The organism is Methylobacterium sp. yr668 (assembly GCF_900116245.1).
Classification (GTDB): domain Bacteria; phylum Pseudomonadota; class Alphaproteobacteria; order Rhizobiales; family Beijerinckiaceae; genus Methylobacterium.
This window is the reverse complement of record NZ_FOZY01000004.1, coordinates 157,432-178,414: the sequence shown is the minus strand read 5'-3', so window position 1 is coordinate 178,414 and position 20,983 is coordinate 157,432. Positions and strand designations below refer to the sequence as shown.

The following is a 20,983-nucleotide window of genomic DNA, read 5'->3' as shown; positions in this document are numbered from 1 at the left end:
GACCGATCCCGCCGGGGCCGCTCGCGGCGCCGGCGGGTCGTACCGGGGACGACGAGACCCGCCCCGCCCTCACAGCAGGCCGAGGCCGACCAGCTCGCGCCGCAGGGCCTCGGGCATCTCGGCGAGGTCCCCCGAGGCCTCGGCCCCGAGATCGGCCGGCGCGTCGCTGGCCGTCAGGTAGCGCCACCCCTGGAACGGCCGGTAGGGCCGGGGCGCCACCGGGACGAGCCGGGGATCGAAGACCAGCCGGCAGCGCGGGATGCCGTCCTCCCCGGTGAGCGGCTCGATCGCGGTGATCGCCTGCCGGCAGGACAGCGTCCCGCGGATCACCCAGTAGATCGAGCCCTGACCGGTGATCTCCCGGTGGCGCTTGGGCAGGGTGCGGGTGACGTGGAACGGCGCCGCTTGCCGTCCGTCCCGGAGCGCCTCCGCGCGGAAGCGGGCCTGCCGGGCCTCGAGGTCGGCGATGGTGGCGGGGCCGACGCAGAGCTTGATCAGGTGCAGGGCCACGGATGCGCTTGCTCGGGGGTGCCGGGGGCGCTCCTGATAGCAGGGTCCGCGCCGGCGCGCGCCTGTCGAACCGCGCCGGAGCGCCGGCGCCGGGCCGGACCCGTCAGGCGAAGAGCGCGAGCCGCTGCTCCGGCGTCAGCGCGTCGATCTCGGCGAAGCTCAGGGCCGGCTCCTCCGGCGGCATCGCCGGCTCGGGCGCCGCCGCGACGGTCTCGCCCCAGGTGAGGTCGGCCACGTCCCGCGCGATGTCCCGCGCGACGTCCTCCTCGACGTCCGCCTCGAACGCCTCCTCGATCGCGGTGGCGGGCTCCGGCGCGTCCGCGGCGGACGGATCGGCGACGGGAAGGGAGGCGACCTCCGGAGCCGGCTCCGGCTCCGGGGCGGTCTCGAGATCGACCGCCCAGTCCGCTTCCAGATCGGCTTCCAAGCCGGCCTCCAAGCCGGCCTCTAAGTCGCCCGCGGGTGCGGCCTCCGACCCGTCCCCCGGCGCGGCGAGGTCCGGCTCCGGGGCGAATGCCAGCGCGGCCACTCCCGCCGGCTCGGACACGGCGTCCGGCTCGGCCTCCGCCACCGGCTCCGGCGCGGCCGGCGCTTCGGCCGCGACCTCTGTCTCCCGCTCGGCCTCCGGCGCCCGGGCCTCCGCCTGGACCGGCAGGAACACCAGATCCTCGTGCAGCGCCGGGCTGCCGGGGCGGGCCACGAGGGCCGCCACCGTGACGGCCGGCACGTCCATGGCGATGTAGCGGTCGATGTCGCTCTGGTTCAGATCGGCCGGCTCGCCGGCCGGCCGCGCGCCCCGGTGGGGCGGCACCCGCACCGCGTCCTCGCCCCAGATGGCGATCATCGCGGAGACCCGGTCCTCCAGGTAGCGCAGGGTGTAGACGATCCGGGCAGTGCGCTGCGCGGTCAGGTCCTGGAAGGAGCAGGCCGTGTAGATCGCGGTCGCGTGGCGGTCGAGGGCGTCGCAGGCCTGCGCTTCGGCCCCGTGCTCGCGCAGGGTCCAGGCTGCCTCCTGGATCGACTCGGCGGCGCTGAGGATGTCGGAGGTGGCCTGCTCGGTCTCGCGCACGATGGCGTCGAGGGCGAGGGACGCCTGCGTCAGCCGGGTCTCGTCGCCGTTCGGGGTGTTGAGCGCCGCGATCTCGCCCTTGGTCCGGCTGATCGCGTCGGCCATGTCGAGGAGATTGCCGCGCAGGTGCCCGAAGGCCTCCTGCCCGCGGTCGGCGGTGACGCTCCGCTCCAGCCGCGCGATCGCCCCGAGCAGCACCTCGGTCTCGGCGCCCCGGTTGCGCCGGGCGTACTCGGCGAGGAACCAGCGGCCGCGCTCGCTGGCGCTGATCGTCGCCTCGATCGCCTCGTACTCGGCCGAAGCGTGCGCGCTCGGGTTGACGGAACCGAACATGGGCCTCTCTGGACGCTGAATGCGGGCGCGGCGGCGGCCCCGATGCGCGCCAATCGCGGCGAATTTGACAGAGGGCCTTTAACGGGCGCTTACGGACGCCTTCCCGGTCCCACCTCCCTGCTCACCCCGCTCGTCGAGACCCGCCTTGCCCCGCCCGTCCGGCCCGGCGCGCCTGTCGCTGCTCTACGCCGTGGTGTTCACCGAGATCGGCATCGCGATGCCGTTCATGCCCCTGTGGCTCGACGCCCTGGGGCTCGATGCCCGGGTGATCGGTCTCCTCCTCGCCCTGCCGATCGCCACGCGGATCGCCGCCACGGCGCCGCTGATGAGCCTCCTCGACCGCGGCCTCGGGCCCCGGCGGCTGATCCTGCTCGGCAGCCTCGCCCTGAGCCTGTCCTACGCGCTGATGCCCGCCGCGGCCGGGATCGGGTGGCCGCTGCTGGCCGGGCTGATCGTGCTCAACGCGGTCGCCGGCGCGCCGCTCGTGCCCTGCATCGACTACCTGACGCTCGCGGCCGTGCGCCAAGACGCCCGCCTGACCTACGCGCGGATCCGGATGGCGGGCTCCATCGCGTTCCTGCTGGCGAACCTCGCGGGCGGGCTGCTGCTGACGGCGCTCGGCGGCCGGCTCGCCGTGCCGCTGCTCCTGACCGGCCTCGCCCTTGGCGCGGGTCTGGTGGCGTGGCGCAGCCGCGCGGTGGCGGCCCTGCCGCCGTCGGCGGCGGGCGACGGCCGGACGCGGCTGCCGCGGCGGCTCTGGCTTTGCATCGGCGCGGCGGCCGCGATCCAGGCGAGCCACGGGGCGATCTACGGGTTCGGCAGCATCTACTGGACCGGCCAGGGCATCCCGCCGACCTGGGTCGGCGCGCTCTGGGCGATCGGCGTCCTGGCCGAGATCGCCCTGTTCGCCGGCCTCCCCGCCCTGCCCGCCGCCTGGCGCGGCCCGGTGCGGCTCCTCGGTGCCGGGGCCGTCGCGGCGATCCTGCGGGCGATCGGCATGTACCTCCTCGGCGACCACCTCGCGGCGCTGGTGCCGCTCCAGTGCCTCCACGGCCTGACCTTCGGGGCGACCCAGCTCGGCGCCATGGCGGCCGTTTCAGCCTACGCCCCCGACGGCGCGCGGGGCCGGGCGCAGGGCACGCTCAGCGCGGTCAATGCCGGGATCTCGGTGGTCGCGACCCTGGGGAGCGGCGTCGCCTACCGGTCCGGCGGCCCCCTCGCCTTCCTGCTGATGGCGCCGCTCGCCGCCGCCGGCCTGGGCCTCGCCCTGGCGTCCCGCCGCGCGCGGGGGGTGAGGTTGGAGACGGATCGTCAACCGTAATGTCGTCATAACCGCCGGGCAGGGTGGTGCCTCGATCGAGGAGTATGGGTGTTGCTGAGCGAGGGCACTGTTCCCGGCGCCTTGGCCGGCGCCGCGCTGCGGGACCGGTCGGCCGACGGCCGCCTGGCGCTCGACGGCCGCTGGACCGCCGACCAGGCCCCGACCGTCGAGGCCGCGGCCGCGCGCATCGCGGCGGCCGGCCGCGCCGGGCCGGTGGCGGTCGACCTGTCGGGGATCGAGCGCCTCGACACGCTCGGCGCCTGGGTCCTGGAGCGGACCCGCGCCGAGATCGAGCAAGCGGGCAGCGCCCTCACCTATCTCGGCGCCCGCCCGGAGCACCGCACCCTGCTGGGCGAGGTCCGGCTGCGCGAGCCGGACGCGCCGCCGCCGCGGCGGCACGGCCCGGTCGTCGGCCTGCTCGACTCCACCGGGCGCCGGACCGTGCAGGGCGGCCGCGAGTTCGTCACCGCCCTCGCGTTCCTGGGCGAGCTGATCGCCGCCTGCGGGCGCGTCGCCCTGCGACCCGGCACGTTCCGCGGCAACGCCCTGATCAACCAGATCCAGCAGGTGGCGCTCAACGGCACGCCGATCATCGTGCTGATCTCGTTCCTCGTGGGCGGCATCGTCGCCCAGCAGGGCATCTTCCAGCTCCAGCGCTTCGGCGCCCAGACCTTCGTGGTCAACCTGATCGGCCTCCTGATCCTGCGCGAGATGGGCGTGCTGCTCACCTCGATCATGGTCGCCGGCCGCTCCGGCTCGGCGATCACCGCCGAGATCGGCTCCATGCGCATGCGCGAGGAGGTCGACGCGCTTCGGGTCATGGGCCTCGACCCCGTCGAGATCCTGATCGTGCCCCGGGTGCTCGCGCTGATGATCGGCCTGCCGATGCTGACGCTGATCGGCGACCTCGCGGCGCTCGCCGGCGGCGGCCTCACCGCGATGCTCTACGGCGGCCTGACCCTCGACCAGTTCCTAGTCCGGCTCCAGGCGGCGGTGGGCGTCCACCACGTCATGGTCGGCCTGATCAAGGCGCCGTTCATGGCGCTGACGATCGGGGTGATCGCCACGATCGAGGGCTTCGCGGTCGAGGGCTCCGCGGAATCGCTCGGCCGTCACGTCACCGCGTCGGTGGTGAAGTCCATCTTCATGGTCATCGTCCTCGACGGCCTGTTCGCGGTGTTCTTCGCCGCGATCGATTTCTGAGGCCGCCGCGATGAATGCCCCGATGACCGCCTCGCCGAATGGCCCCGCCCCGATCATCCGCGTGCGCGACCTCGTGGTCGGCTTCCGCGACCGCAACATCCTGAAGGGCCTGAGCCTCGACATCCGCGCCGGCGAGATCCTGGGCTTCGTCGGGCCCTCGGGCCAGGGCAAGTCGGTGCTCACCCGGACGATCCTCGGCCTCAACCCGAAGCGGGCCGGGACGATCGAGGTGTTCGGCCGCGACGTCGACGAACTCACCTACGCGGAGCGGCGCCGGATGGAGCAGCGCTGGGGCGTGCTGTTCCAGCAGGGCGCCCTGTTCTCGGCGCTCACCGTCAAGCAGAACATCCAGGTGCCGATGCGCGAGCACCTGAACCTGTCCGAGCGCCTGCTCGACGAGTTCGCCCGGCTCAAGATCGAGATGGTCGGCCTGAAGCCCGACGCCGCCGACAAGCTGCCCTCGGAATTGTCGGGCGGCATGATTAAGCGCGCGGCGCTCGCCCGCTCCCTGGCGCTCGATCCCGAGATCCTGTTCCTCGACGAGCCGACCTCGGGCCTCGACCCGATCGGCGCGGGCGAGTTCGACGACCTCGTCTCGACCCTCAAGGAGACGCTGGGGCTGACCGTGTTCATGGTCACCCACGACCTCGACAGCCTCTACACCGCCTGCGACCGCATCGCGGCGCTCGGCGACGGCCAGATCATCGCCGCCGGCACGATCGACGAGATGCTGGCGAGCGACCATCCCTGGCTGCGCTCCTACTTCCACGGCAAGCGCGCCCGGACCATCGCGACGGGGGGCGCCTCGGCCCATGCCTGATCCCGTGCCTGACCCGATGCCCGATCGCCGCCGTCCCACCCAGATCCCGCCCTGCTCCCCTCCGGGAGCCGGGGCTCCAGGCCCGGCCGGATCTCCGCCGGCCAGAACCGCAGGTTGAGCGCATGGAAACCCGCGCGAACTACGCCCTGATCGGGGCCTTCACGATCGCCGTCATCCTGGCGGGCTTCGGCACCGTGCTGTGGCTCTCCGGCGGCTCCTCGCGGCAGGTCAGCCAGCTCGTCCGCATCGTCTTCTCCGGCTCGGTCGGGGGCTTGTCGCGCGGCTCGAGCGTGAATTTCAACGGCATCAAGGTCGGCGAGGTCACCGACATCCGCCTCGCCCCGCAGGATCCCCGCCGGGTGCTCGCCACGATCAAGGTCGATCCCGCGACCCCGCTCCGGGCCGACACCCGCGCCCGCCTCGACTCGGCGATGCTCACCGGCGTCTCGGTGATCTCCCTGTCGGGCGGCAACGCCGACGCGCCGGTGCTGACCCCGATGGCCAACGGCGAGCCGCCGACGATCTTCGCCGATTCCTCCGACATGCAGGACATGATGGCGCTGGCGCGCCAGGTGGCGCAGCGGGCCGACGACATGCTGGCCCGCCTCGACCGGCTGGTCTCCGCCAACGAGGGGGCGATCAACCGGTCGCTGACCAACGTCGAGACCTTCTCGAAGACGCTGGCCGATGCCGGCCCGAACATCTCGGCGCTGGTCAAGGCCGTGGACGGGGCCAAGCTCGGCCGGGTGATCGACAACGCCGACCGCTTCTCGGCCGCCCTGTCCAAGGCCAGCCCCGACATCGAGGCCGGCCTGCACGACGCCCGGCTGCTCGCCGGCAAGCTCAGCGCCTCGGCCGACAAGATCGACGCGGTGCTGAACGGCGCCCAGAGCTTCCTGGGCTCGGCCTCCGGCCAGGAGGGCTCCAGCACCTTCACGGAGATCCGCGCGGCGGCGATCTCGGTGCGCGACGCCGGCAAGGCGTTCCGGACCATGTCGGAGAACCTCGACAAGCGCACCGCCAGCATCTCGGCCAATTTCGGCCGGCTGAGCGGCACCGGCCGCCGGGAGGTCGAGGCCCTGTCGGGCGACGGGCAGCGGACGCTGAGCACCCTCAACCGCACGGTGCGCAGCCTGGAGCGCGACCCGAGCCAGGTGATCTTCGGCGGCAAGCCTTCGTTGCCTGAATACAACGGTGGCCGGTGAAATGCCGCGTCGCCGGGCGGATGTGTCCCGGCGCACGGCACGGATGCCGCAGCGGATTAGTTTTAACCGCATAGCTTATACAGCTCCGCCGTTCGCCGGCGGGGTCCTTCAGGTCATGCGTATGGTCCGCTCGTCCCACATCGCCGCCGCCGCGCTGCTCGCCGCCCTCCTGGGCGGCTGCGGCGGCGCGGCGCCCCTCACCTTCGACCTCGCGGCGCTGCCGGCCGCGGGGCGGCCGATCGCGGCCGGCCGCTCGATCGCGGTCTCGGAGCCGGTGAGCATCCAGCCCTTCGAGGCCGACCGGATCATCGTTCGCGAGAACGGCGGCGCCCTGTCGTTCCTGGGCGGCGGCCAGTGGGCCGACCGGCTGCCGCGCCTGATCCAGACGCGGCTCATCCAGAGCCTGGAGAATTCCGGGCGGCTCCGCTCGGTGAGCCGGCCCGGCGACAAGGTCGTGGCCGACTACCAGCTGATCAGCGAGATCCGCGCCTTCGACGTGCAGTCCGGGACCGGCGAGGCGGTGGTCGACCTGTCGCTGAAGCTCGTGGCCGACGGCACCGGCAGGGTTGCGGCGGCGCGGATCTTCACGGCCCGCGTGCCGGTGTCCAAGATCGATGCCGGCAGCGGCGCCCGCGCCCTCGATCAGGCGCTGAGCATCGTGCTGGCCGACGTGGTGCGCTGGGTGAACAGCGGGCGCTGACGGCCCCGCGGCCGGGCCGCGCCGACGCCCCCGCCGGGGCGGGGCGCTCGCGACGGAACGTCCTCCGAATGCCAGCCGTGCGGATCCGCTCCACGGCCCGACAGGCGCCACGGGTGATGGGACGGGCCCGACGGTCCATCGTGGGCGCGCGGGATTTCCGCCGATCGATCCGTGTCCCGCGGCGGCGTGCGTGGACGGGGCGCGGTTGCGGTTCGCAGCAATCGCGGTCATACGGCTGCCGCGATGCAGACTCTGTTCTCAACTGAAGGTGTATTGGAGAAGGACAGGTTTCGCCTTTGGCGATATGTCTGCGAAGATCGCCTGGTTCCGATGGCGCAGACTTGTCTCAATGACGAGCCCTTTCACGCGACGATCGAGGGGGCCAGTATCGGCGGTCTGGTCTTCACGAAATTCGCGCTGCGCAACCTGCGGGCGGCCACGACGCCGCGCACGCTTCGCCATGAAAACCACAAGACCGACCACCTGTTCATGAGCATCGTGCTCTCGGGACAGGTCCGCGCGGATCAGTACGATCGGTCGAGCACGGATCGGGTCGGCGACTTCTCGATCCGGGATACGAATACACCCTGGACGATCGAGCACAGCGGCTACAGCGAGGTGCTGGCCATCGGGATCCCGCGGGAGCGGCTGGAGGGGGCTCTGGGCTCCGCGCGCCTGTTCGCCGGCGTGACTGTCGGCGGCGATCTGCCGACCGCGACCCTGACCCGGTCGTTCCTGGGCAACCTGCTCAGCCTGGGCGACCGGCTGACGCCCCAGGTGGCCGAGAGCATGGTCTCCACGGGGCTCGACCTCATCGTCGCCAGCCTCGCGGAGCGGCTCGCGCGGGAGGCGCAGCGGCCCGTCCAGGACAGCGTCGTGGTGCAGCGCGCCCGGGCCTATCTCGAGGCCCATCTCCACGATCCGACCCTGGACCCGCCCCGGCTCGCGGCCGCGGCCGGCGTGTCCCTGCGCCGGCTGCAGGCGCTGTTCCGCGCGCAGGACCGGCACATCTCCGACTGGATCTGGCACCGCAGGCTCGAGGCGGCCGCCAAGCGCTTGGCCGATCCGGGCTGCCTCCACATGCCGCTGGGGACCTTGGCATATGGCTGCGGCTTCCTCAGCCAGTCCCACTTCTCCCGCCGCTTCAAGGAGCGCTACGGCCTGAGCCCCCGCGACTACCGCGTGCGCGCCCTCGCGCGGGGCGCCGAGGGTGGGCCGGAGGGCCGACCGGGCCGCCTCACTCCATCACGGCGGCCTTCATGATCACCACCATGGTGGCCCGGGCCGGACCGTCCGTGCAGCGCACGAGGTGGGGCCGGTCGCAGCGGTAGCGCAGGGTCTCGCCGGCCCGCGCCCGCTGCACGACGCCGCCGATCTCGACCTCGAACGCCCCCTCGGTGACCGAGAGCGACTCCACCGAGCCGCGCTGGTGCGGGTCCGAGTCGAGGACGCCGCCCGGGTCGGCCGTGACCTCGTACCATTGCAGCCACTCGATCGTCTTGAGCCAGCCGATGATCGCCAGCCGCACCTTCCCGTCCTCGGAGACGAGGATCGGCGTGTCGGCCCGGGAGGTCTTCTCGATGAACGGCTCCTCGTCGCCGGCCGCCAACACCCGCTCGATCGACACGTCGAGGGCCTGGGACAGGCGCCAGATCGTCGCCAGCGTCGGGTTGGTCTCGTTGCGCTCGATCTGGCTGATGATCGACTTGGCCACGCCGGACTGCTCGGCGAGTTCCGAGAGCGACAGGTTGTAGGCCTTGCGCAGCCGCTGGATGGTCTTGCCGAGCTGGCCGGAGAGCACCTGCGCGCCGGTCAGCAGGTCGCGCCCGCGCGCCCGGTCGGGCCGTTCCGCCTGATCCTGCATCGTCCCCGATCCGCCTGCACCGTTCCATTATCCGAACGATCGTACGCTTCTTCAAACGCAATCGACGCCCGGTTGCAAGGCGGCGGGCGGCGTGCGCGGCGGCGTGCGCACCGGAAAGCGGCGGCCGGATCGGCCTCTAAGTCCAGACGGCCTGGAAGTGGTGGACTGGCCCGTGCCCCGTCCCGACCGCGAGGCTGTCCGCCGCCGCGAGGGCGGCCGTGAGGTAGGCCTTGGCCTCCGCCACCGCCTCCGGCAGGGCCAGGCCCTGGGCGAGGCCCGCCGCCACCGCCGCCGAGAGGGTGCAGCCGGTGCCGTGTGTGTTGCGCGTCGCGATCCGCGGCGCCGACAGGGTCCGCAGGGTGCCGTCCGCCGTGACGAGGTGGTCGATGCTCTCGCGCCCCGCGCCGTGGCCGCCCTTGATCAGCACCGCCCGGGCGCCGAGGGCGACCAGCCGCCGCGCCTGGGCCACGATCGCTGCCGCGTCCGCGGCGACGGGCTCGCCGAGGAGCACCGCCGCCTCCGGCAGGTTGGGGGTGATCAGGTCGGCCCGCGGGAGCAGCCGCTCGCGGAGCGTCGCCACGGCGTCGTCGGTGATCAGCCGGTCGCCGCTGGTGGCGACCATCACCGGGTCGAGGACGACCGGGATCGACCCGGCGTGCCGGGCGAGGCCCTCGGCGACCGCCGCGATCACCGCGGTCTGCGACAGCATGCCGATCTTCACCGCCCTCACGGCGAGGTCGGAGAACACGCTGTCGATCTGCCGGGCGACGAACTCCGCCGGCACGTCGTGGATGCCCTGGACCCCCGTCGTGTTCTGCGCGGTCAGCGCCGTGATCACGCTGGCGCCGTAGACGCCCAGCGCCGAGAAGGTCTTGAGGTCCGCCTGGATGCCGGCGCCGCCGCCGGAATCCGAGCCCGCGATCGTGACCGCGATGGGCGCGGGGCCGCTCATCGGGCGCCGGCCCGCTCCGCCAGGGCGCCGTCGATCCGCGCGCGCAGGTCGCGGGCGCGCTGGCGCACCGACTCCGCGCCGAACAGCGCGGTGATCACCGCGACCCCGTCCGCCCCCGCGGCGACCACCGCGGCGGCGTTGTCGAGCCCGATCCCCGCGATGGCGCCGAGCGGCAGGCCGGCCCCGCGGGCGAGGCGGGCGCGGAAGGCGATGCTGGCGAAGCCGTCGAGGCCCACCGGCGGGTCGGGATTGTCCTTGCTGGTGGTGGCGAACACGCCGCCGATGCAGGCGTAGTCGACGGGCAGCCGGTACAATTCGTCGGCCTGGGCGGGCTTCTTCAGGGTGAGGCCGATGATCGCGCCCTCCCCCAGCAGCCGGCGGGCGTCGGCCGGGTGGAGGTCGCCCTGGCCGAGATGCACCCCGTCGGCTCCGGCCGCGAGGGCGAGGTCGACGCGGTCGTTGACGAGGACCGGGACGCGGCCGCCCACCGCCGCCAGGATCGCCCGGATCCGCGCCAGGGCGGCGCGGGCATCGGCGATGTCCTTCTCGCGGTACTGGAGCAGGGTGCAGCCCCCCGCCACCGCCTCGGCGCCGAGCTCCGCCAGCCGCGCCCCGTCGGCGCCGCAGACGCCGACATCGAGGAGCCCGTAGAGCCGCAGGTCGACGGCCCGGCTGCCGGTCGGGGTCGAGGGGGAATCTGCGGGGGAAGTCGCGCTCGCTGGCATCGCTGTCGTCGCTCGGTCCGCCTCGGCCGGTCCCGTGCCGGCCTACCCGGACCCCTGTTTGGGCAGGGCTCGCGGCGTTGGCAAGCGGCGGGTGGACAGCGGTGCGTCGACGGGCCCCCCCGCTCCGTCATACGGCGGCGTTGACGCGCGGCGATCCTGTCCCCCTATAGGTGGGATCCGCTACGGCGCATCCCGGGGGACGGACGGTCGAGGAACGATGACGGGTGCCGCGGCGCAGACGGACGCGCGCGGGGGGCAGGCCCCGCCGGAGCGCTCCTCCGTAGGCCTCGTCGCGGTGATCGTCGCCGCGACCAAGGGGGAGCCGCGCGCCCTGACCATCCGGGTCCCCGACCAGGCGCCCGGCCGCGGCGACGGCCTGCCGGCCGGCCCCCTCGTCCCCGAGCACGCCACGCTGGAGCGGGGCCTGCGCGCCTGGGTGGAGCGGCAGACGCACCAGCGCCTCGGCTACGTGGAGCAGCTCTACACCTTCGGCGACCGCGACCGCTCCGGCACGGCGACCCTGTCGGGGGTGCACTCCCTCTCGGTGGCTTATCTGGCGCTCGTCCGCGAGGAGCGGCCGGCGGGGCTCGCCGAGGCCGCGTGGCAGAACTGGTACCGCTACCTGCCCTACGAGGATTTCCGGCAGGGGCGCCCGCGCCAGCTCGACGCCATTGAGGCGCGGCTCGCCGAATGGGCGTCCGAGCCCGCGGACTGCGCCACCCGGACCCGCCGCCTCGACCGCCTCGGCCTGACCTTCGGCATGAACGGCGGCACGTGGAACGAGGAGCGCGTCCTGGAGCGCTACGAGCTGCTGTTCGAGGCCGGGCTGATCCCGGAGGCGCGGGGCAATCCCGGCCCGGCCCTGCCGAACGACCCGACCGGCGTCCCCATGGCGTTCGACCACCGGCGGGTGCTCGCGACCGCGATCGGCCGGCTCCGGGGCAAGATCAAGTACCGCCCGGTGGTGTTCGAGCTGATGCCGCCGGAATTCACCCTGCTGCAGCTGCAGAAGACCGTGGAGGCCCTGTCGGGGACGCAGCTGCACAAGCAGAACTTCCGGCGCCTCGTGGCCCAGCAGGGGCTGGTGGAGGAGACCGAGAGCGTGACCAGCGGCGCCGCCGGCCGGCCGGCGCGGCTGGTGCGCTTCCGCCGGGAGGTGCTGCTGGAGCGCCCGGCCCCGGGCCTGCGGCTGCCGTCGCGGCGGGCGGGGTGACGGCGGCGGTCAGTCTCGCCGCGCCAGGGTGCCGAGCCCGCTCGCGTCGAGCGCGTCCACCGTCACGGCGGCGGCCCGGCCGTCGCTGCCGATGGCGAAGCGGATGGCGGAGGGGCGGTCGGGCGCCTCGGCGTCCGGGAAGCTGAGGAAGAGGTCGCGGTCGAAGTGCCGGAGGGGGTAGCGGCGCGCCCCCGCGGGGCCGACCGTCAGCGTCAGGGCGCCGTCCGCCTCCACCACGACGGCCTCGCCGACATAGGCGTTGGCGTAGCGCCCGGCATAGGCCGAGAGCGCCAGGGGCGCGGCGGGCGACGCCGGCGGCGTGCCGTAGGCCGCCTTGTCGGCGGCGATGCCGGGCGCGAACAGGTTCTCGTAGGCGGCGCCCCAGGCCGTCACCCAGTCCCGGTCGACGCGGCCGTCGAAGACGAGGTCGGCGAAGCTGTCGGCCAGCCCCTCCGGCACGCCGGACGGGAAGGCGTTGGTCAGGACGAGGATCCCGAGACCGGCCTCCGGATGGATCGAGACGAGCGTCTGCGCGCCGACGCTGAAGGCGCCGGCGTGGCCCCAGACGAGGCCGTGGCGGCCGTACTCGACGTTCCAGCCGAGGCCGTAGAAGGACGCGCCGCCGGTCACGGGGTTGCGGCCGCGGGCCATGAGCGGGACGTGCGTCTGCGCCAGGGCCGGGGCCGCGACGCGCTGCGCGCCCTCGAAACGGCCCTTGCCGATCACGAGCCGCAGCCATCGGGAGAGGTCGCGGACATCGCTGCTGACGCCGCCGGCCGGCGCCTGCGCGTCGGGATCCCGCTCGATCTTGGCGGTCCAGACGCCGCCGGCCCGGACGTGGAGCGCCGCGCGGTCGGGCCGGCTGAGGAAATCCGCGTGGGTCGTGCCGGTGGCGGCCATCCCGAGCGATCGGAACAGCCGGTCCCGGGCCACCGCCTCCCAGGGCTGGCCGGTCGGCTTCGCGGCGGCGACCGCGCCCTCGGTGAAGCCGAAATTGCTGTAGGCGTAGCCGGCGCGGAAGCTGGAGGCGGGCGGCGCGCGGCGCAGCCGGTGCAGGATCGCGTCGCGGCCGAAGCCGATCGCCTCCAGATCGTCGCCGGCGGTCCCCGGCAGGCCGCTGCGATGGTTGAGGAAGTCGCGCACCGTGACCTGCGCGGTCGGGTAGGGCTCGTGCAGCTGGAAGGCGGGATCGAGATCCGCGACGCGCGAATCCCAGTCGACCACCCCGTCGCCGACCAGGGCGGCCACGATCGTCGCGGTGACGGGCTTGGACAGGGAGGCGATCTGGAAGACCGTGTCGGGGCCGACCGGCTCGGGCTTCCCGGCCTGCCTGAGGCCGTATCCCTTCAGGAGGAGCGTCTCGTCGCCGAGGACGACCGCGACCGCGAGGCCCGGCACCGCTCCCGCGTCGATGGCCCGCCGCGCCAGCGCCTCCAGCGCCGGCAGCTGCGCCTCGACCTGCGCCCGCGTCAGCGTCCCGGCGGATCCGGCTCCGGGCCCGGCCGCGATCAGGCCGAGGGCGAGGCACGCGCCGACGAGGCGCCGGCGCGATCGGGCCCGCTGCATGAGTCGTCGATCCCGCCTGAGAGAGCTCGGACCTCGAGAGTGGCATCGTCGGGCCGGCGAAATCAATCGCGCCGCCCCGGGCCGTGCCGCGAATGCGCGGGCCGGCCCGACGGACACGGATGAAGACTGTTCGGGAACCGGGCCGGGCTAGCGGAACGGGTCGGCGCCGGGTGCCGGCTTCACGCCGCGGAGCATCCGGTACAGCGTCCATTCCTCGACGATCTTCCGCCCCGGAAGGGCGCAGAGACCGATCGTGCCGCCATCGGGCAGCTTCGCGAGGATCGTCTGCCCGCCCATCGTCGCGCAGAAGGCCGAGGCCGGATTCTCCAGCGCGCGGGCCGGCCCCGATCCGGCAAGGGCGGCGCAGGCCGCGAGCGCGCGGACAGGCCACGCGGCGGGCGCCCTCCACGGTCCGATCATGCGCGTCATGGGCCGCCCTGCCCTAACCGTAGGTGTGGTCGTCGGCCGGGAACCGGCCGGCCCGGACCTCGTCCGCGTAGGCTTTCACGGCGTCCTCGATGTGGGTCCGCAGGCTCCCGAACTGGCGCACGAATTTCGGCGTGCGCTCGGACAGGCCGAGCATGTCCTCCAGCACCAGGATCTGGCCGTCGCAGACCGCCGAGGCGCCGATGCCGATCGTGGCGGCGGTGACCTGGGGGGAGGTCGCGATCGCCCGCGCCACCGGCTCGACGATGCCCTCGAGCACGATCGCGAAGGCGCCGGCCTCCGAGATGGCGCGGGCATCCTCCAGGAGGCGGCGCTCGTCGTCGGGGGCCCGGCCCTGGACCTTGAAGCCGCCCATCGTGTTCACCGCCTGCGGGGTGAGGCCGATATGGCCCATCACCGGCACGCCGCGCTGGACGAGGAACGCCACCGTCTCGGCGAAATGGGCGCCGCCCTCCATCTTGATCGCGCCGGCGCCGGTCTCCTTGAGAACCCGGGAGGCGCTGAGGAAGGCCTGCTCCCGGCTCGCCTCGTAGGAGCCGAACGGCATGTCGACCACGACCAGCGCCTTCTGCGTGCCGCGGATCACCGCCTGGGCCTGGAGGATCATCATCTCCAGGGTCACGGGGATCGTCGATTCCATCCCGTGCATCACCATGCCGAGGGAATCGCCCACGAGGATGAAGTCGCAATAGGGATCGACGATGCCGGCCGTGTGGGCGTGGTAGGCGGTGAGCGCGATGATCTTGCGCCCCTCGGCCTTGCGCTTGCCGATATCGACCGCCCGGAGCCGTCGGGACTGCACGACCTGCGACATGATTCAGACCTCATTCCCGCCACTCGGGACGCGGCGCGGGCCCCCTCTCCCGCCCGGGAGAGCGCGCGCCCCGCCTCGCGAGCCTCGTTCCGCGGCGTCTCTTACAATGCCCGGCGATGCGGGTCAGCGCCCCACCTGCGGCTCGGCGCCCGCCTTCCAGTCCGGATCGACCGTCAGGTTCGCGGTCTCGTGCATCTCCTGCCACCCCTCGACGCCCTCGGGGAACCAGCGCACGCCGGTATAGCCCTTCAGCACCAGCCGCTTGGCGGCGTTCCAGCTGCCCCAGCACTCGACGTGGCAGAACACCACGACGGGCTTCGCCTTGTCGCCCCCGGTCAGCGCCGCGACGCGGGCGTAGAAGAGCGCCTCGCGCGCCGGCGCCAGGGGCTCGGCGCCGGCCTCCGGCATCCAGACGGCGCCGGGGATCGACGGATGCACCGGCAGCCAGAGGCGGCCCTCCGGGAAGTTCGACGGCTTGCGGTCCGGCGCCGCCACGTCGAGCAGCACCGGCTTGTCGGGGCCGGCGATCAGGGCGGCGACGGCGTCGGCGTCGACCACCGCGGCGCCCTTGAGGGTCGGCGGCGTGTAGCCCTTCGGGGGACCGGCGTAGAGCCCCTCCGGCTCGGGCACGTTCACCGGCGAATCGGCCGGCGCCGCGGCGAGGCAGAGGAGCGCGGCGCAGGCCGCCGCGGTCCGGCCGGTCAGGAGGAGGCGCCGCATGGTCAGTTCGTCGGGCTCGGCGCGGTGAAGCTGTGCTGCCACTGGCCGCCCTGGTTGTCGGAGGCCGCCACCTGGATCGGCTTGCCGTCCGGCTTGAACGCGAAGTTGATCACCGGGTTCGAGGCGATCGAGATGTCGCCCGTCATGGTGAAGACCTTCCGGTCGCCCGCCGAGACGGTGAGCTTGTCGATGTAGCGCGCCGGCGTGTAGTCGCGGGTCACCTGGTTCATCTGCATGCCGGAGAAGTTCGGGTGGCGGATCATCAGCGTCGCCTCCACGGGCTTGCCGGCCGCCGTCTCGGCGAACTTCATGCGCATGTCGCCCATGCCCTTCATGGCCTCCTCGTCGCTCATCCCCATCGGGGCCGAGCAGCCGCCGGAGGCCTTCACGAACTGCTTGGCCTCGTAGAGCTTGCCGTCCGTGGTCTCCACCACGGCGTGCATGTCGGTGTAGTTGTTGACCCGCACGCGCAGCTTCAGCTCGGCCGGGTCGGCGGCCGGCCCGAACTCGAACTTGGCCGCGTAGGGCGCCGGGTTGTCGTCGATGATCAGCGAGACCGCCTTGATCTGCCCGTCCTTGGGCATGGTCAGGGTGATCGGCACCAGGGCGGCGTCGAGCGCTCGGGCGGGCGCCTCGATCTTCACGAGGCTGTCGGTCGGGGCGATCTGGCGGTCGCCGAAGATCGACTTGGCGATCTCCTGCCAGCGGGCCGCCCGCTCCTGATCGGTGTCGGAGGCGCCGGCCGCCCGCGCGGCGCCGGCGAGCGGTCCCGACAGCGCCGTCGTCGCCAGGACGAGGCCGAGGGCGAGGCTGGAGAAGGTCTGTCCGATGAAGGTCTGTCCGATCCTGTGGGTCATGGCGTGCCTCCCGATTGGCTTGGATATGGGGATCCTGAAAACCTATTCCCACTCGAGTTCCTGGTAGGCCACGGTGACGTTGCGGCCGTTGTAGGTGTCGAACAGGGCCCACTTGTCGCGCTGGTCCGCCGCGACGCTGGTCACGGCCTTCTCGATGGGCACGTCCTTGGCGATCGCCGCCCGGGTGCCGTCGCGCAGGGCGGTCAGGTAGCCGGAGAGGTCGGCGAGCGCCGGGGCGAGGTCGACCGCGACGGGGCCGTGGCCCGGGACGGCCCGGGCGGGACCCATGGCCTTCAGCCGCTCGATCTCGGCGAGCCAGCCCTTGAGGCTGCCGTCGAGGGAGGGGATCCGGTTCACGAACAGCAGGTCGGCGGGGAACAGCAGGCCGCTGCCGGAATCGATCATCGACAGGTCCGAGGTGGTGTGCGCCGGACCGTGCGCCGTGAAGGTCAGGCGCCGGTCGCCGAGGTCGATCTCGGCCGTGTCTTTGACGCTCATCGTCGGGTAGACCACCGGCCCGGTCCGGTCCTCGCCGAGCAGGTCGATCAGCCGCTTGCGGTAGAACTCGCCCCGGGCCGCCATGGCCTCGGTGAGCTTGGCGTGGCCGATGAAGACCGGCTTGTCCTGGAAGAAGGCCCCCGCCCCGAAGACGTGGTCCGGGTGGACGTGGGTCAGCACCACGTGGGTGATCGGCTTGTCCGTGCGCTTGGCGATCTCGGCGCGCAGCCACTGGCCGTCGGCGAGGCTGCCGCCGGACTCGGTCACCACCACGCCGGTCCTGCCGACGAGGAAGCCGATATTGGCGATGGCGTCGGCGTTGTCGGGGGTGGCGTCCGCGATCAGGCCCTTGCGCACGTACAGGCCGGGCCCGACCTCCTCCATCGTGAAGCTCTCGGCGGCGCGGCCCAGCGTCGGCAGGCAGCACAGGCAGAGCCCCGCGAAGAGGGCGTGCCGCCGCGTCGGCCCGGCGGCCTGTCTCCGCGGATGGACGGCGCGTGCCGTCATGCCGAAACCTCCCGATCTTGTCCGTTCTTGATTGTCTACCATTAAGTAGGTAGATTGATCGCCCGTCAAGGGGCCGCCGGGAGCCGGTCCCCGCCGCGGCCGCACGTTCGCGTGACTTCGTGCGTTGATGAGGGCGCGTTTTGGAGCGACGATCGCCGCGATGAGGGATACCCGCGCCGAGTTGCTGATGCAGGCCGAGACCCTGGTGCGGGGCCGCGGCTTCGCCGGCTTCAGCTACGCCGACCTCGCGGCGGCGGTGGGCATCCGCAAGGCGAGCATCCACCACCACTTCCCCACCAAGGTCGATCTCGGCGCCGCCCTGGTGGCGGCCTACGCGGCGCGCTACGCCGCGGCCCTGGAGGCGATCCGCCGGGACGTTCCGGACGGCCCCGGCCGGGTCGAGGCCTACGGGCGGCTCTATCTTGGCGGCGTCGAGCAGGGGCTCGGCTGCCTCTGCGCGGCGCTGGCCATCGAGGGCGAGGCCCTGCCCGAGCGCCTGCGCCGGGACGTCGCGGCCTTCTTCGCGGACCATCTCGCGTGGCTGGAGGGCATCCTGCGCGCGGGCCAGGCGGATGGCAGCGTGCGCGGCGGCGCGGATCCGGCGGCGCTCGCCCGCTACGTCGTCGCCACCCTGGAGGGCGCGCTCCTGATGGAGCGCCTGTTCGCGAGCCCCGACGCCTTCCGGGGGACGCTGGCGGTCCTGGTCGACGGCCTCAGGCCGCAGTGAACCGGGCGTAGCCGTCCGCCCGCAGCCGGCAGGCCGGGCAGGTGCCGCAGCCGTAGCCCCAGGGATGCCGCTGCCCGCGCTCGCCGAGGTAGCAGGTGTGGCTCTCCTCGACGATCAGGTCGACCAGCGGCCGCCCGCCGAGGCTCTCGGCCAGCTCCCAGGTCTGCGCCTTGTCGAGCCACATCAGCGGCGTGTGCAGCACGAAGCGCCGCTCCATGCCGAGATTGAGCGCCACCTGCAGGGCCTTGATCGTGTCGTCGCGGCAATCCGGGTAGCCGGAATAGTCGGTCTCGCACATGCCGCCGACCACGTGCCGGAGCCCGCGCCGGTAGGCGAGCGCCGCCGCGAAGGTCAGGAACACGAGGTTGCGGCCGGGCACGAAGGTGTTGGGCAGGCCCGACGCCTCGTAGCCGATCGCGGCCTCCCGGGTCAGCGCCGTCTCGGAGACCTGCCCGAGGGCGTCGAGGGCGAGCGTGTGGTCCTCGCTGAGGCGGCCCGCCCAGGCTGGATCGAGGGCGGTCGTGCCCGCCCGCAGGGCCGCGCGGCGGTCGAGCTCGACCCGGTGGCGCTGGCCGTAGTCGAAGCCGAGGGTCTCGACGTGGTCGAACCGGTCCAGCGCCCAGGCCAGGCAGGTGGCTGAATCCTGTCCCCCGGAGAACAGCACCAGCGCGGCGCGGTCCCCCGGGATCGCGGCGTCACTCGCCATCGTACTCGGCCCAGGACATCGGGGTCTCGGCGACCCGCACGAGCGCGAGGCCCGGCAGGTCCGGCCGGAGGCGCTGCCAGATCCAGGCCGCGATGTTCTCGGCGGTCGGGTTCTCCAGCCCCTCGATCTCGTTGAGGCAGTGGTGGTCGAGCCGGGCGAGCAGCGGCCCGAAGATCGACTCGATGTCGTAGAAGTCGATCACCCAGCCGGTATGGGGATCGACCGGGCCGGCGACCGTCAGCTCGACCCGGTAGGAATGCCCGTGCATCCGGTGGCAGCGGTGGGTCTCGGGCACGTTCGGCAGCCGGTGGGCCGCCTCGAAGGTGAAGGCTTGGGTGATCTTCATGGACGGTTCGCGGGTGTGGCCGATCTCGCCCCCGCCATAGCGCCGACGGGCGGTCCCGCGCAAAGGCGGGCTGCCCTGCGTTCGGCGACGCGCCCGGGGATCAGGCCCCGGCGCCCGCCTCCGACCACTGCGCGTACCACGCCTTGAACAGGCGCAGCTGCGTCTCCGCGTAGTGGCGCTGACCAGCGCTGAGCGCGTCGGTGGCGTTGAAGTGCAGCGCGTATTCCGGGTTCCCCTCCAGCACCATCAGGTGCTTGTAGTAGAGGACGAGGTCGGTCCCCTCGTCGAAGCTCGACAGGATCGCCAGCGCGGCGTCGAGTTCCTCGGCCCGGCGCCGGGCCCGGACGTCGCCCGCGGCGGCCTTCTCGCACAGGGCGACGAGGTGGAGCACCTCCCGCGGCAGGACGTTGCCGATGCCCGTGATGGCGCCCCGGGCGCCGCAATTGACGTAGCCGTGCACCACCTGGGTATCCACGCCGACCATCAGGGTGATGTCGGGCGACTGGCCGGTGATGTGCTCGGCCGCGTAGGTGAGCGAGGCCGCGCCGCCGAACTCCTTGAAGCCGACGAGGTGCGGGTAGCGGGCGCGCAGGCGGAAGAACAGGTCCGCCCGGGTCTCGAACCCGTAGTACGGGCTGTTGTAGATCACCGACGGCAGGTCGACGGCCGCCTCCAGGATGCCGCCGAAATGCGCCTCCTGGGCCGCGGCCGAGCTGCCGCGCGACAGGACCCGCGGGATGATCATCAGGCCGTGGGCGCCGGCCGCCTTGGCGTGCGCCGCGAGCGCCGCGGCGCGCTTCGGGTTCTGCGCGCCGGTCCCGACGATCACCGGGACGCCGGCGGCGAGCAGCCGCTCGACGCCCGCCATCCGCTCCTCGTCGGTGAGCAGCGGCCAGTCGCCCATCGAGCCGCAGTAGACGACCGCCGCCATGCCGGCATCGACGAGCTCCCGCCCCTTGCGCGCGAGGGCGTCGAGGTCGGGCGACCGGTCCGGCCGGCAGGGCGTCATCAGGGCCGGGATCGTGCCGGAGAAGATGTGTCGATCGAAGGCCATCGCCGGCTCGCCTGCTGGGAGGTGGGATCGTCCCGGCCGGCCTCGCGGGCCTCGCGGGGCGGCACGCCTCTCCATGGCAGCGCCGCGCGCGTCTGGCAAGGATTTTATACAATCTCTGTCGCGCGGGCCGGGACCGGCGCGGCGCCGAGGAACGCCATCAGCGCGGCGGCGACATGGTCGATATGGTCGGTCAGGAGGGCACAGGCGGCCGAGACGTGGCCGTTCCGGCAGAGCCGGACGATCTCGCGGTGCTCGCGGTCGGCCCGCTCCAGCTCGGCGCTGTCGGTGGAGAGCTGGAGGCGGGTGTAGCGGTCGCACTCGGCCAGCAGCGAGCCGACCAGCCCGAGGGCGCGGGGGCGCTCCGCCCGGCCGTAGAGGAGGAGGTGCAGCTCCGTGTTGAGGGCGCCCCAGCGCGCCGTCGCGCCCGCCCGCAGGGCCGCGGCGTACTCCTCCAGCAGGGCGTCGGCCCGGGCGTAGTCGTCGTCGGTCAGGCGGGGCGCCGAGAGGGCCAGGAGGCGCGGCTCGAGGGCGCCCCGCAGCTCGAGGGCCTCGGCCGCGTCCGCCGGCGAGAGCGGCGCCACCATGGCCCCGCGATGGGGCAGGATCCGGACGAGGCCCTCGGCCTCGAGCTGGAACAGGGCCTCGCGCACGGGGATCCGGCTGGCGCCGAACTCCGCCGCGAGGCCGTCCTGGCGGAGCTGGGAGCCGGCCGGATAGCGGCCGTCGAGGATGCGCCGCCGGATCTCGGTCCCGATCGACCCCGCGATGGTCCGGTTCTTCATCGTCCCGCTCCCGGCCGACCCTGGACGCTCCGCTTGGCCCTTGA

The 20,983-nt window shown here is 73.3% G+C and carries 23 protein-coding genes; 8 read left to right on the top strand and 15 right to left on the bottom strand.

Features of this window, described 5'->3' with window-relative positions; genetic code table 11:
* Positions 1-69: 69 nt before the first annotated feature.
* Positions 70-510 carry a DUF1489 family protein gene (locus BM419_RS07200; RefSeq protein WP_091925910.1) on the bottom strand — a complete coding sequence of 147 codons (441 nt, stop codon included), beginning with the start codon at positions 508-510 and terminating at the stop codon, positions 70-72.
* A gap of 103 nt (positions 511-613) precedes the next feature.
* Entirely contained in the window at positions 614-1,912 is a 1,299-nt protein-coding gene (locus BM419_RS07195; protein ID WP_091925909.1) for a ribonuclease E domain-containing protein, read from the bottom strand.
* Positions 1,913-2,057: 145 nt separating this feature from the next.
* Here BM419_RS07195 and BM419_RS07190 point away from each other — a divergent pair, with 145 nt between their 5' ends.
* The 6 genes from BM419_RS07190 (at position 2,058) to BM419_RS07165 (ending at position 8,424) form a co-directional block, all read left to right on the top strand.
* Positions 2,058-3,233, top strand: a complete 1,176-nt coding sequence (locus BM419_RS07190; protein WP_091925907.1) for an MFS transporter — start codon at positions 2,058-2,060, stop codon at positions 3,231-3,233.
* A 48-nt stretch (positions 3,234-3,281) separates the two neighbouring features.
* Positions 3,282-4,436: an ABC transporter permease gene (locus BM419_RS07185; protein ID WP_026604795.1), complete on the top strand. Its 1,155-nt coding sequence runs from the start codon at positions 3,282-3,284 to the stop codon at positions 4,434-4,436.
* Positions 4,437-4,446: 10 nt separating this feature from the next.
* Positions 4,447-5,256, top strand: a complete 810-nt coding sequence (locus BM419_RS07180; protein ID WP_056532693.1) for an ABC transporter ATP-binding protein — start codon at positions 4,447-4,449, stop codon at positions 5,254-5,256.
* A gap of 122 nt (positions 5,257-5,378) precedes the next feature.
* Positions 5,379-6,461, top strand: a complete 1,083-nt coding sequence (locus tag BM419_RS07175) for an MlaD family protein (protein WP_020092338.1) — start codon at positions 5,379-5,381, stop codon at positions 6,459-6,461.
* 121 nt (positions 6,462-6,582) lie between these two features.
* The gene (locus BM419_RS07170) at positions 6,583-7,161 is read left to right on the top strand and encodes an ABC-type transport auxiliary lipoprotein family protein (RefSeq protein WP_020092337.1); all 579 of its coding nucleotides are present in this window, start codon (positions 6,583-6,585) and stop codon (positions 7,159-7,161) included.
* A gap of 243 nt (positions 7,162-7,404) precedes the next feature.
* Positions 7,405-8,424: a helix-turn-helix domain-containing protein gene (locus tag BM419_RS07165; protein WP_091925905.1), complete on the top strand. Its 1,020-nt coding sequence runs from the start codon at positions 7,405-7,407 to the stop codon at positions 8,422-8,424.
* Here the strand turns inward: BM419_RS07165 and BM419_RS07160 are convergent.
* From BM419_RS07160 to thiE, 3 genes are all read right to left on the bottom strand, one after another.
* Positions 8,399-9,025, bottom strand: coding sequence for a helix-turn-helix domain-containing protein (locus tag BM419_RS07160; RefSeq protein ID WP_020092335.1), 627 nt, complete (start codon positions 9,023-9,025; stop codon positions 8,399-8,401). The two genes, BM419_RS07165 and BM419_RS07160, sit on opposite strands and share 26 nt — an antisense overlap.
* A 136-nt stretch (positions 9,026-9,161) precedes the next feature.
* On the bottom strand, positions 9,162-9,977 hold the full coding sequence (gene thiD / locus BM419_RS07155) for a bifunctional hydroxymethylpyrimidine kinase/phosphomethylpyrimidine kinase (RefSeq protein ID WP_091925904.1): 816 nt from the start codon (positions 9,975-9,977) through the stop codon (positions 9,162-9,164).
* Entirely contained in the window at positions 9,974-10,702 is a 729-nt protein-coding gene (gene thiE / locus BM419_RS07150) for a thiamine phosphate synthase (RefSeq protein ID WP_091925902.1), read from the bottom strand. The genes thiD and thiE overlap by 4 nt, the downstream gene beginning before the upstream one ends.
* A 217-nt stretch (positions 10,703-10,919) precedes the next feature.
* Between thiE and BM419_RS07145 the strand changes: the two genes are divergently transcribed.
* Positions 10,920-11,915, top strand: coding sequence for an NUDIX hydrolase (locus BM419_RS07145; protein WP_020092332.1), 996 nt, complete (start codon positions 10,920-10,922; stop codon positions 11,913-11,915).
* A gap of 9 nt (positions 11,916-11,924) precedes the next feature.
* On the opposite strand, the gene BM419_RS07140 is transcribed toward BM419_RS07145, so the two are convergent.
* The 6 genes from BM419_RS07140 to BM419_RS07115 form a co-directional block, all read right to left on the bottom strand.
* Positions 11,925-13,481, bottom strand: coding sequence for a serine hydrolase (locus tag BM419_RS07140; protein ID WP_091925900.1), 1,557 nt, complete (start codon positions 13,479-13,481; stop codon positions 11,925-11,927).
* A 147-nt stretch (positions 13,482-13,628) separates the two neighbouring features.
* The gene (locus BM419_RS07135) at positions 13,629-13,910 is read right to left on the bottom strand and encodes a DUF333 domain-containing protein (RefSeq protein WP_091925898.1); all 282 of its coding nucleotides are present in this window, start codon (positions 13,908-13,910) and stop codon (positions 13,629-13,631) included.
* Between the two features lie 13 nt (positions 13,911-13,923).
* Positions 13,924-14,742, bottom strand: a complete 819-nt coding sequence (gene panB / locus BM419_RS07130; protein WP_020092329.1) for a 3-methyl-2-oxobutanoate hydroxymethyltransferase — start codon at positions 14,740-14,742, stop codon at positions 13,924-13,926.
* 123 nt (positions 14,743-14,865) lie between these two features.
* Positions 14,866-15,462 (bottom strand): rhodanese-like domain-containing protein, encoded by a 597-nt coding sequence (locus tag BM419_RS07125; protein ID WP_091925896.1) that lies wholly within the window; start codon positions 15,460-15,462, stop codon positions 14,866-14,868.
* 2 nt (positions 15,463-15,464) lie between these two features.
* Complete coding sequence (locus BM419_RS07120; RefSeq protein ID WP_020092327.1) at positions 15,465-16,319, bottom strand: quinoprotein dehydrogenase-associated SoxYZ-like carrier; 855 nt, start codon at positions 16,317-16,319, stop codon at positions 15,465-15,467.
* 42 nt (positions 16,320-16,361) lie between these two features.
* Entirely contained in the window at positions 16,362-17,324 is a 963-nt protein-coding gene (locus BM419_RS07115; protein ID WP_091925894.1) for a quinoprotein relay system zinc metallohydrolase 2, read from the bottom strand.
* A gap of 160 nt (positions 17,325-17,484) precedes the next feature.
* On the opposite strand from BM419_RS07115, the gene BM419_RS07110 reads away from it, so the two are divergent.
* On the top strand, positions 17,485-18,051 hold the full coding sequence (locus BM419_RS07110) for a TetR/AcrR family transcriptional regulator (RefSeq protein WP_042673639.1): 567 nt from the start codon (positions 17,485-17,487) through the stop codon (positions 18,049-18,051).
* Here the strand turns inward: BM419_RS07110 and queC are convergent.
* From queC to BM419_RS07090, 4 genes are all read right to left on the bottom strand, one after another.
* Complete coding sequence (gene queC / locus BM419_RS07105) at positions 18,038-18,757, bottom strand: 7-cyano-7-deazaguanine synthase QueC (RefSeq protein ID WP_091925892.1); 720 nt, start codon at positions 18,755-18,757, stop codon at positions 18,038-18,040. The genes BM419_RS07110 and queC overlap by 14 nt on opposite strands.
* Positions 18,747-19,103 (bottom strand): 6-carboxytetrahydropterin synthase QueD, encoded by a 357-nt coding sequence (gene queD / locus BM419_RS07100; RefSeq protein ID WP_020092323.1) that lies wholly within the window; start codon positions 19,101-19,103, stop codon positions 18,747-18,749. The genes queC and queD overlap by 11 nt, the downstream gene beginning before the upstream one ends.
* Before the next feature lie 100 nt (positions 19,104-19,203).
* Positions 19,204-20,157 (bottom strand): dihydrodipicolinate synthase family protein, encoded by a 954-nt coding sequence (locus BM419_RS07095; protein ID WP_091925890.1) that lies wholly within the window; start codon positions 20,155-20,157, stop codon positions 19,204-19,206.
* Between the two features lie 104 nt (positions 20,158-20,261).
* Complete coding sequence (locus BM419_RS07090) at positions 20,262-20,939, bottom strand: GntR family transcriptional regulator (protein WP_091925888.1); 678 nt, start codon at positions 20,937-20,939, stop codon at positions 20,262-20,264.
* Positions 20,940-20,983 lie beyond the last annotated feature (44 nt).

Excerpts from the sequence above, each read along its gene's own strand:
- BM419_RS07170 (WP_020092337.1), top strand. The coding sequence starts at position 6,583 with ATGGTCCGCTCGTCCCACATCGCCGCCGCCGCGCTGCTCGCCGCCCTC.
- BM419_RS07110 (WP_042673639.1), top strand. The coding sequence starts at position 17,485 with ATGAGGGATACCCGCGCCGAGTTGCTGATGCAGGCCGAGACCCTGGTG.
- BM419_RS07180 (WP_056532693.1), top strand. The coding sequence starts at position 4,447 with ATGAATGCCCCGATGACCGCCTCGCCGAATGGCCCCGCCCCGATCATC.
- BM419_RS07120 (WP_020092327.1), bottom strand. The coding sequence starts at position 16,319 with ATGACCCACAGGATCGGACAGACCTTCATCGGACAGACCTTCTCCAGC.
- BM419_RS07175 (WP_020092338.1), top strand. The coding sequence starts at position 5,379 with ATGGAAACCCGCGCGAACTACGCCCTGATCGGGGCCTTCACGATCGCC.
- BM419_RS07125 (WP_091925896.1), bottom strand. The coding sequence starts at position 15,462 with ATGCGGCGCCTCCTCCTGACCGGCCGGACCGCGGCGGCCTGCGCCGCG.
- thiD (WP_091925904.1), bottom strand. The coding sequence starts at position 9,977 with ATGAGCGGCCCCGCGCCCATCGCGGTCACGATCGCGGGCTCGGATTCC.
- BM419_RS07140 (WP_091925900.1), bottom strand. The coding sequence starts at position 13,481 with ATGCAGCGGGCCCGATCGCGCCGGCGCCTCGTCGGCGCGTGCCTCGCC.
- thiE (WP_091925902.1), bottom strand. The coding sequence starts at position 10,702 with ATGCCAGCGAGCGCGACTTCCCCCGCAGATTCCCCCTCGACCCCGACC.
- BM419_RS07195 (WP_091925909.1), bottom strand. The coding sequence starts at position 1,912 with ATGTTCGGTTCCGTCAACCCGAGCGCGCACGCTTCGGCCGAGTACGAG.
- BM419_RS07095 (WP_091925890.1), bottom strand. The coding sequence starts at position 20,157 with ATGGCCTTCGATCGACACATCTTCTCCGGCACGATCCCGGCCCTGATG.
- BM419_RS07115 (WP_091925894.1), bottom strand. The coding sequence starts at position 17,324 with ATGACGGCACGCGCCGTCCATCCGCGGAGACAGGCCGCCGGGCCGACG.
- BM419_RS07135 (WP_091925898.1), bottom strand. The coding sequence starts at position 13,910 with ATGACGCGCATGATCGGACCGTGGAGGGCGCCCGCCGCGTGGCCTGTC.
- panB (WP_020092329.1), bottom strand. The coding sequence starts at position 14,742 with ATGTCGCAGGTCGTGCAGTCCCGACGGCTCCGGGCGGTCGATATCGGC.
- BM419_RS07145 (WP_020092332.1), top strand. The coding sequence starts at position 10,920 with ATGACGGGTGCCGCGGCGCAGACGGACGCGCGCGGGGGGCAGGCCCCG.
- queC (WP_091925892.1), bottom strand. The coding sequence starts at position 18,757 with ATGGCGAGTGACGCCGCGATCCCGGGGGACCGCGCCGCGCTGGTGCTG.
- BM419_RS07090 (WP_091925888.1), bottom strand. The coding sequence starts at position 20,939 with ATGAAGAACCGGACCATCGCGGGGTCGATCGGGACCGAGATCCGGCGG.
- BM419_RS07160 (WP_020092335.1), bottom strand. The coding sequence starts at position 9,025 with ATGCAGGATCAGGCGGAACGGCCCGACCGGGCGCGCGGGCGCGACCTG.
- queD (WP_020092323.1), bottom strand. The coding sequence starts at position 19,103 with ATGAAGATCACCCAAGCCTTCACCTTCGAGGCGGCCCACCGGCTGCCG.
- BM419_RS07165 (WP_091925905.1), top strand. The coding sequence starts at position 7,405 with ATGCAGACTCTGTTCTCAACTGAAGGTGTATTGGAGAAGGACAGGTTT.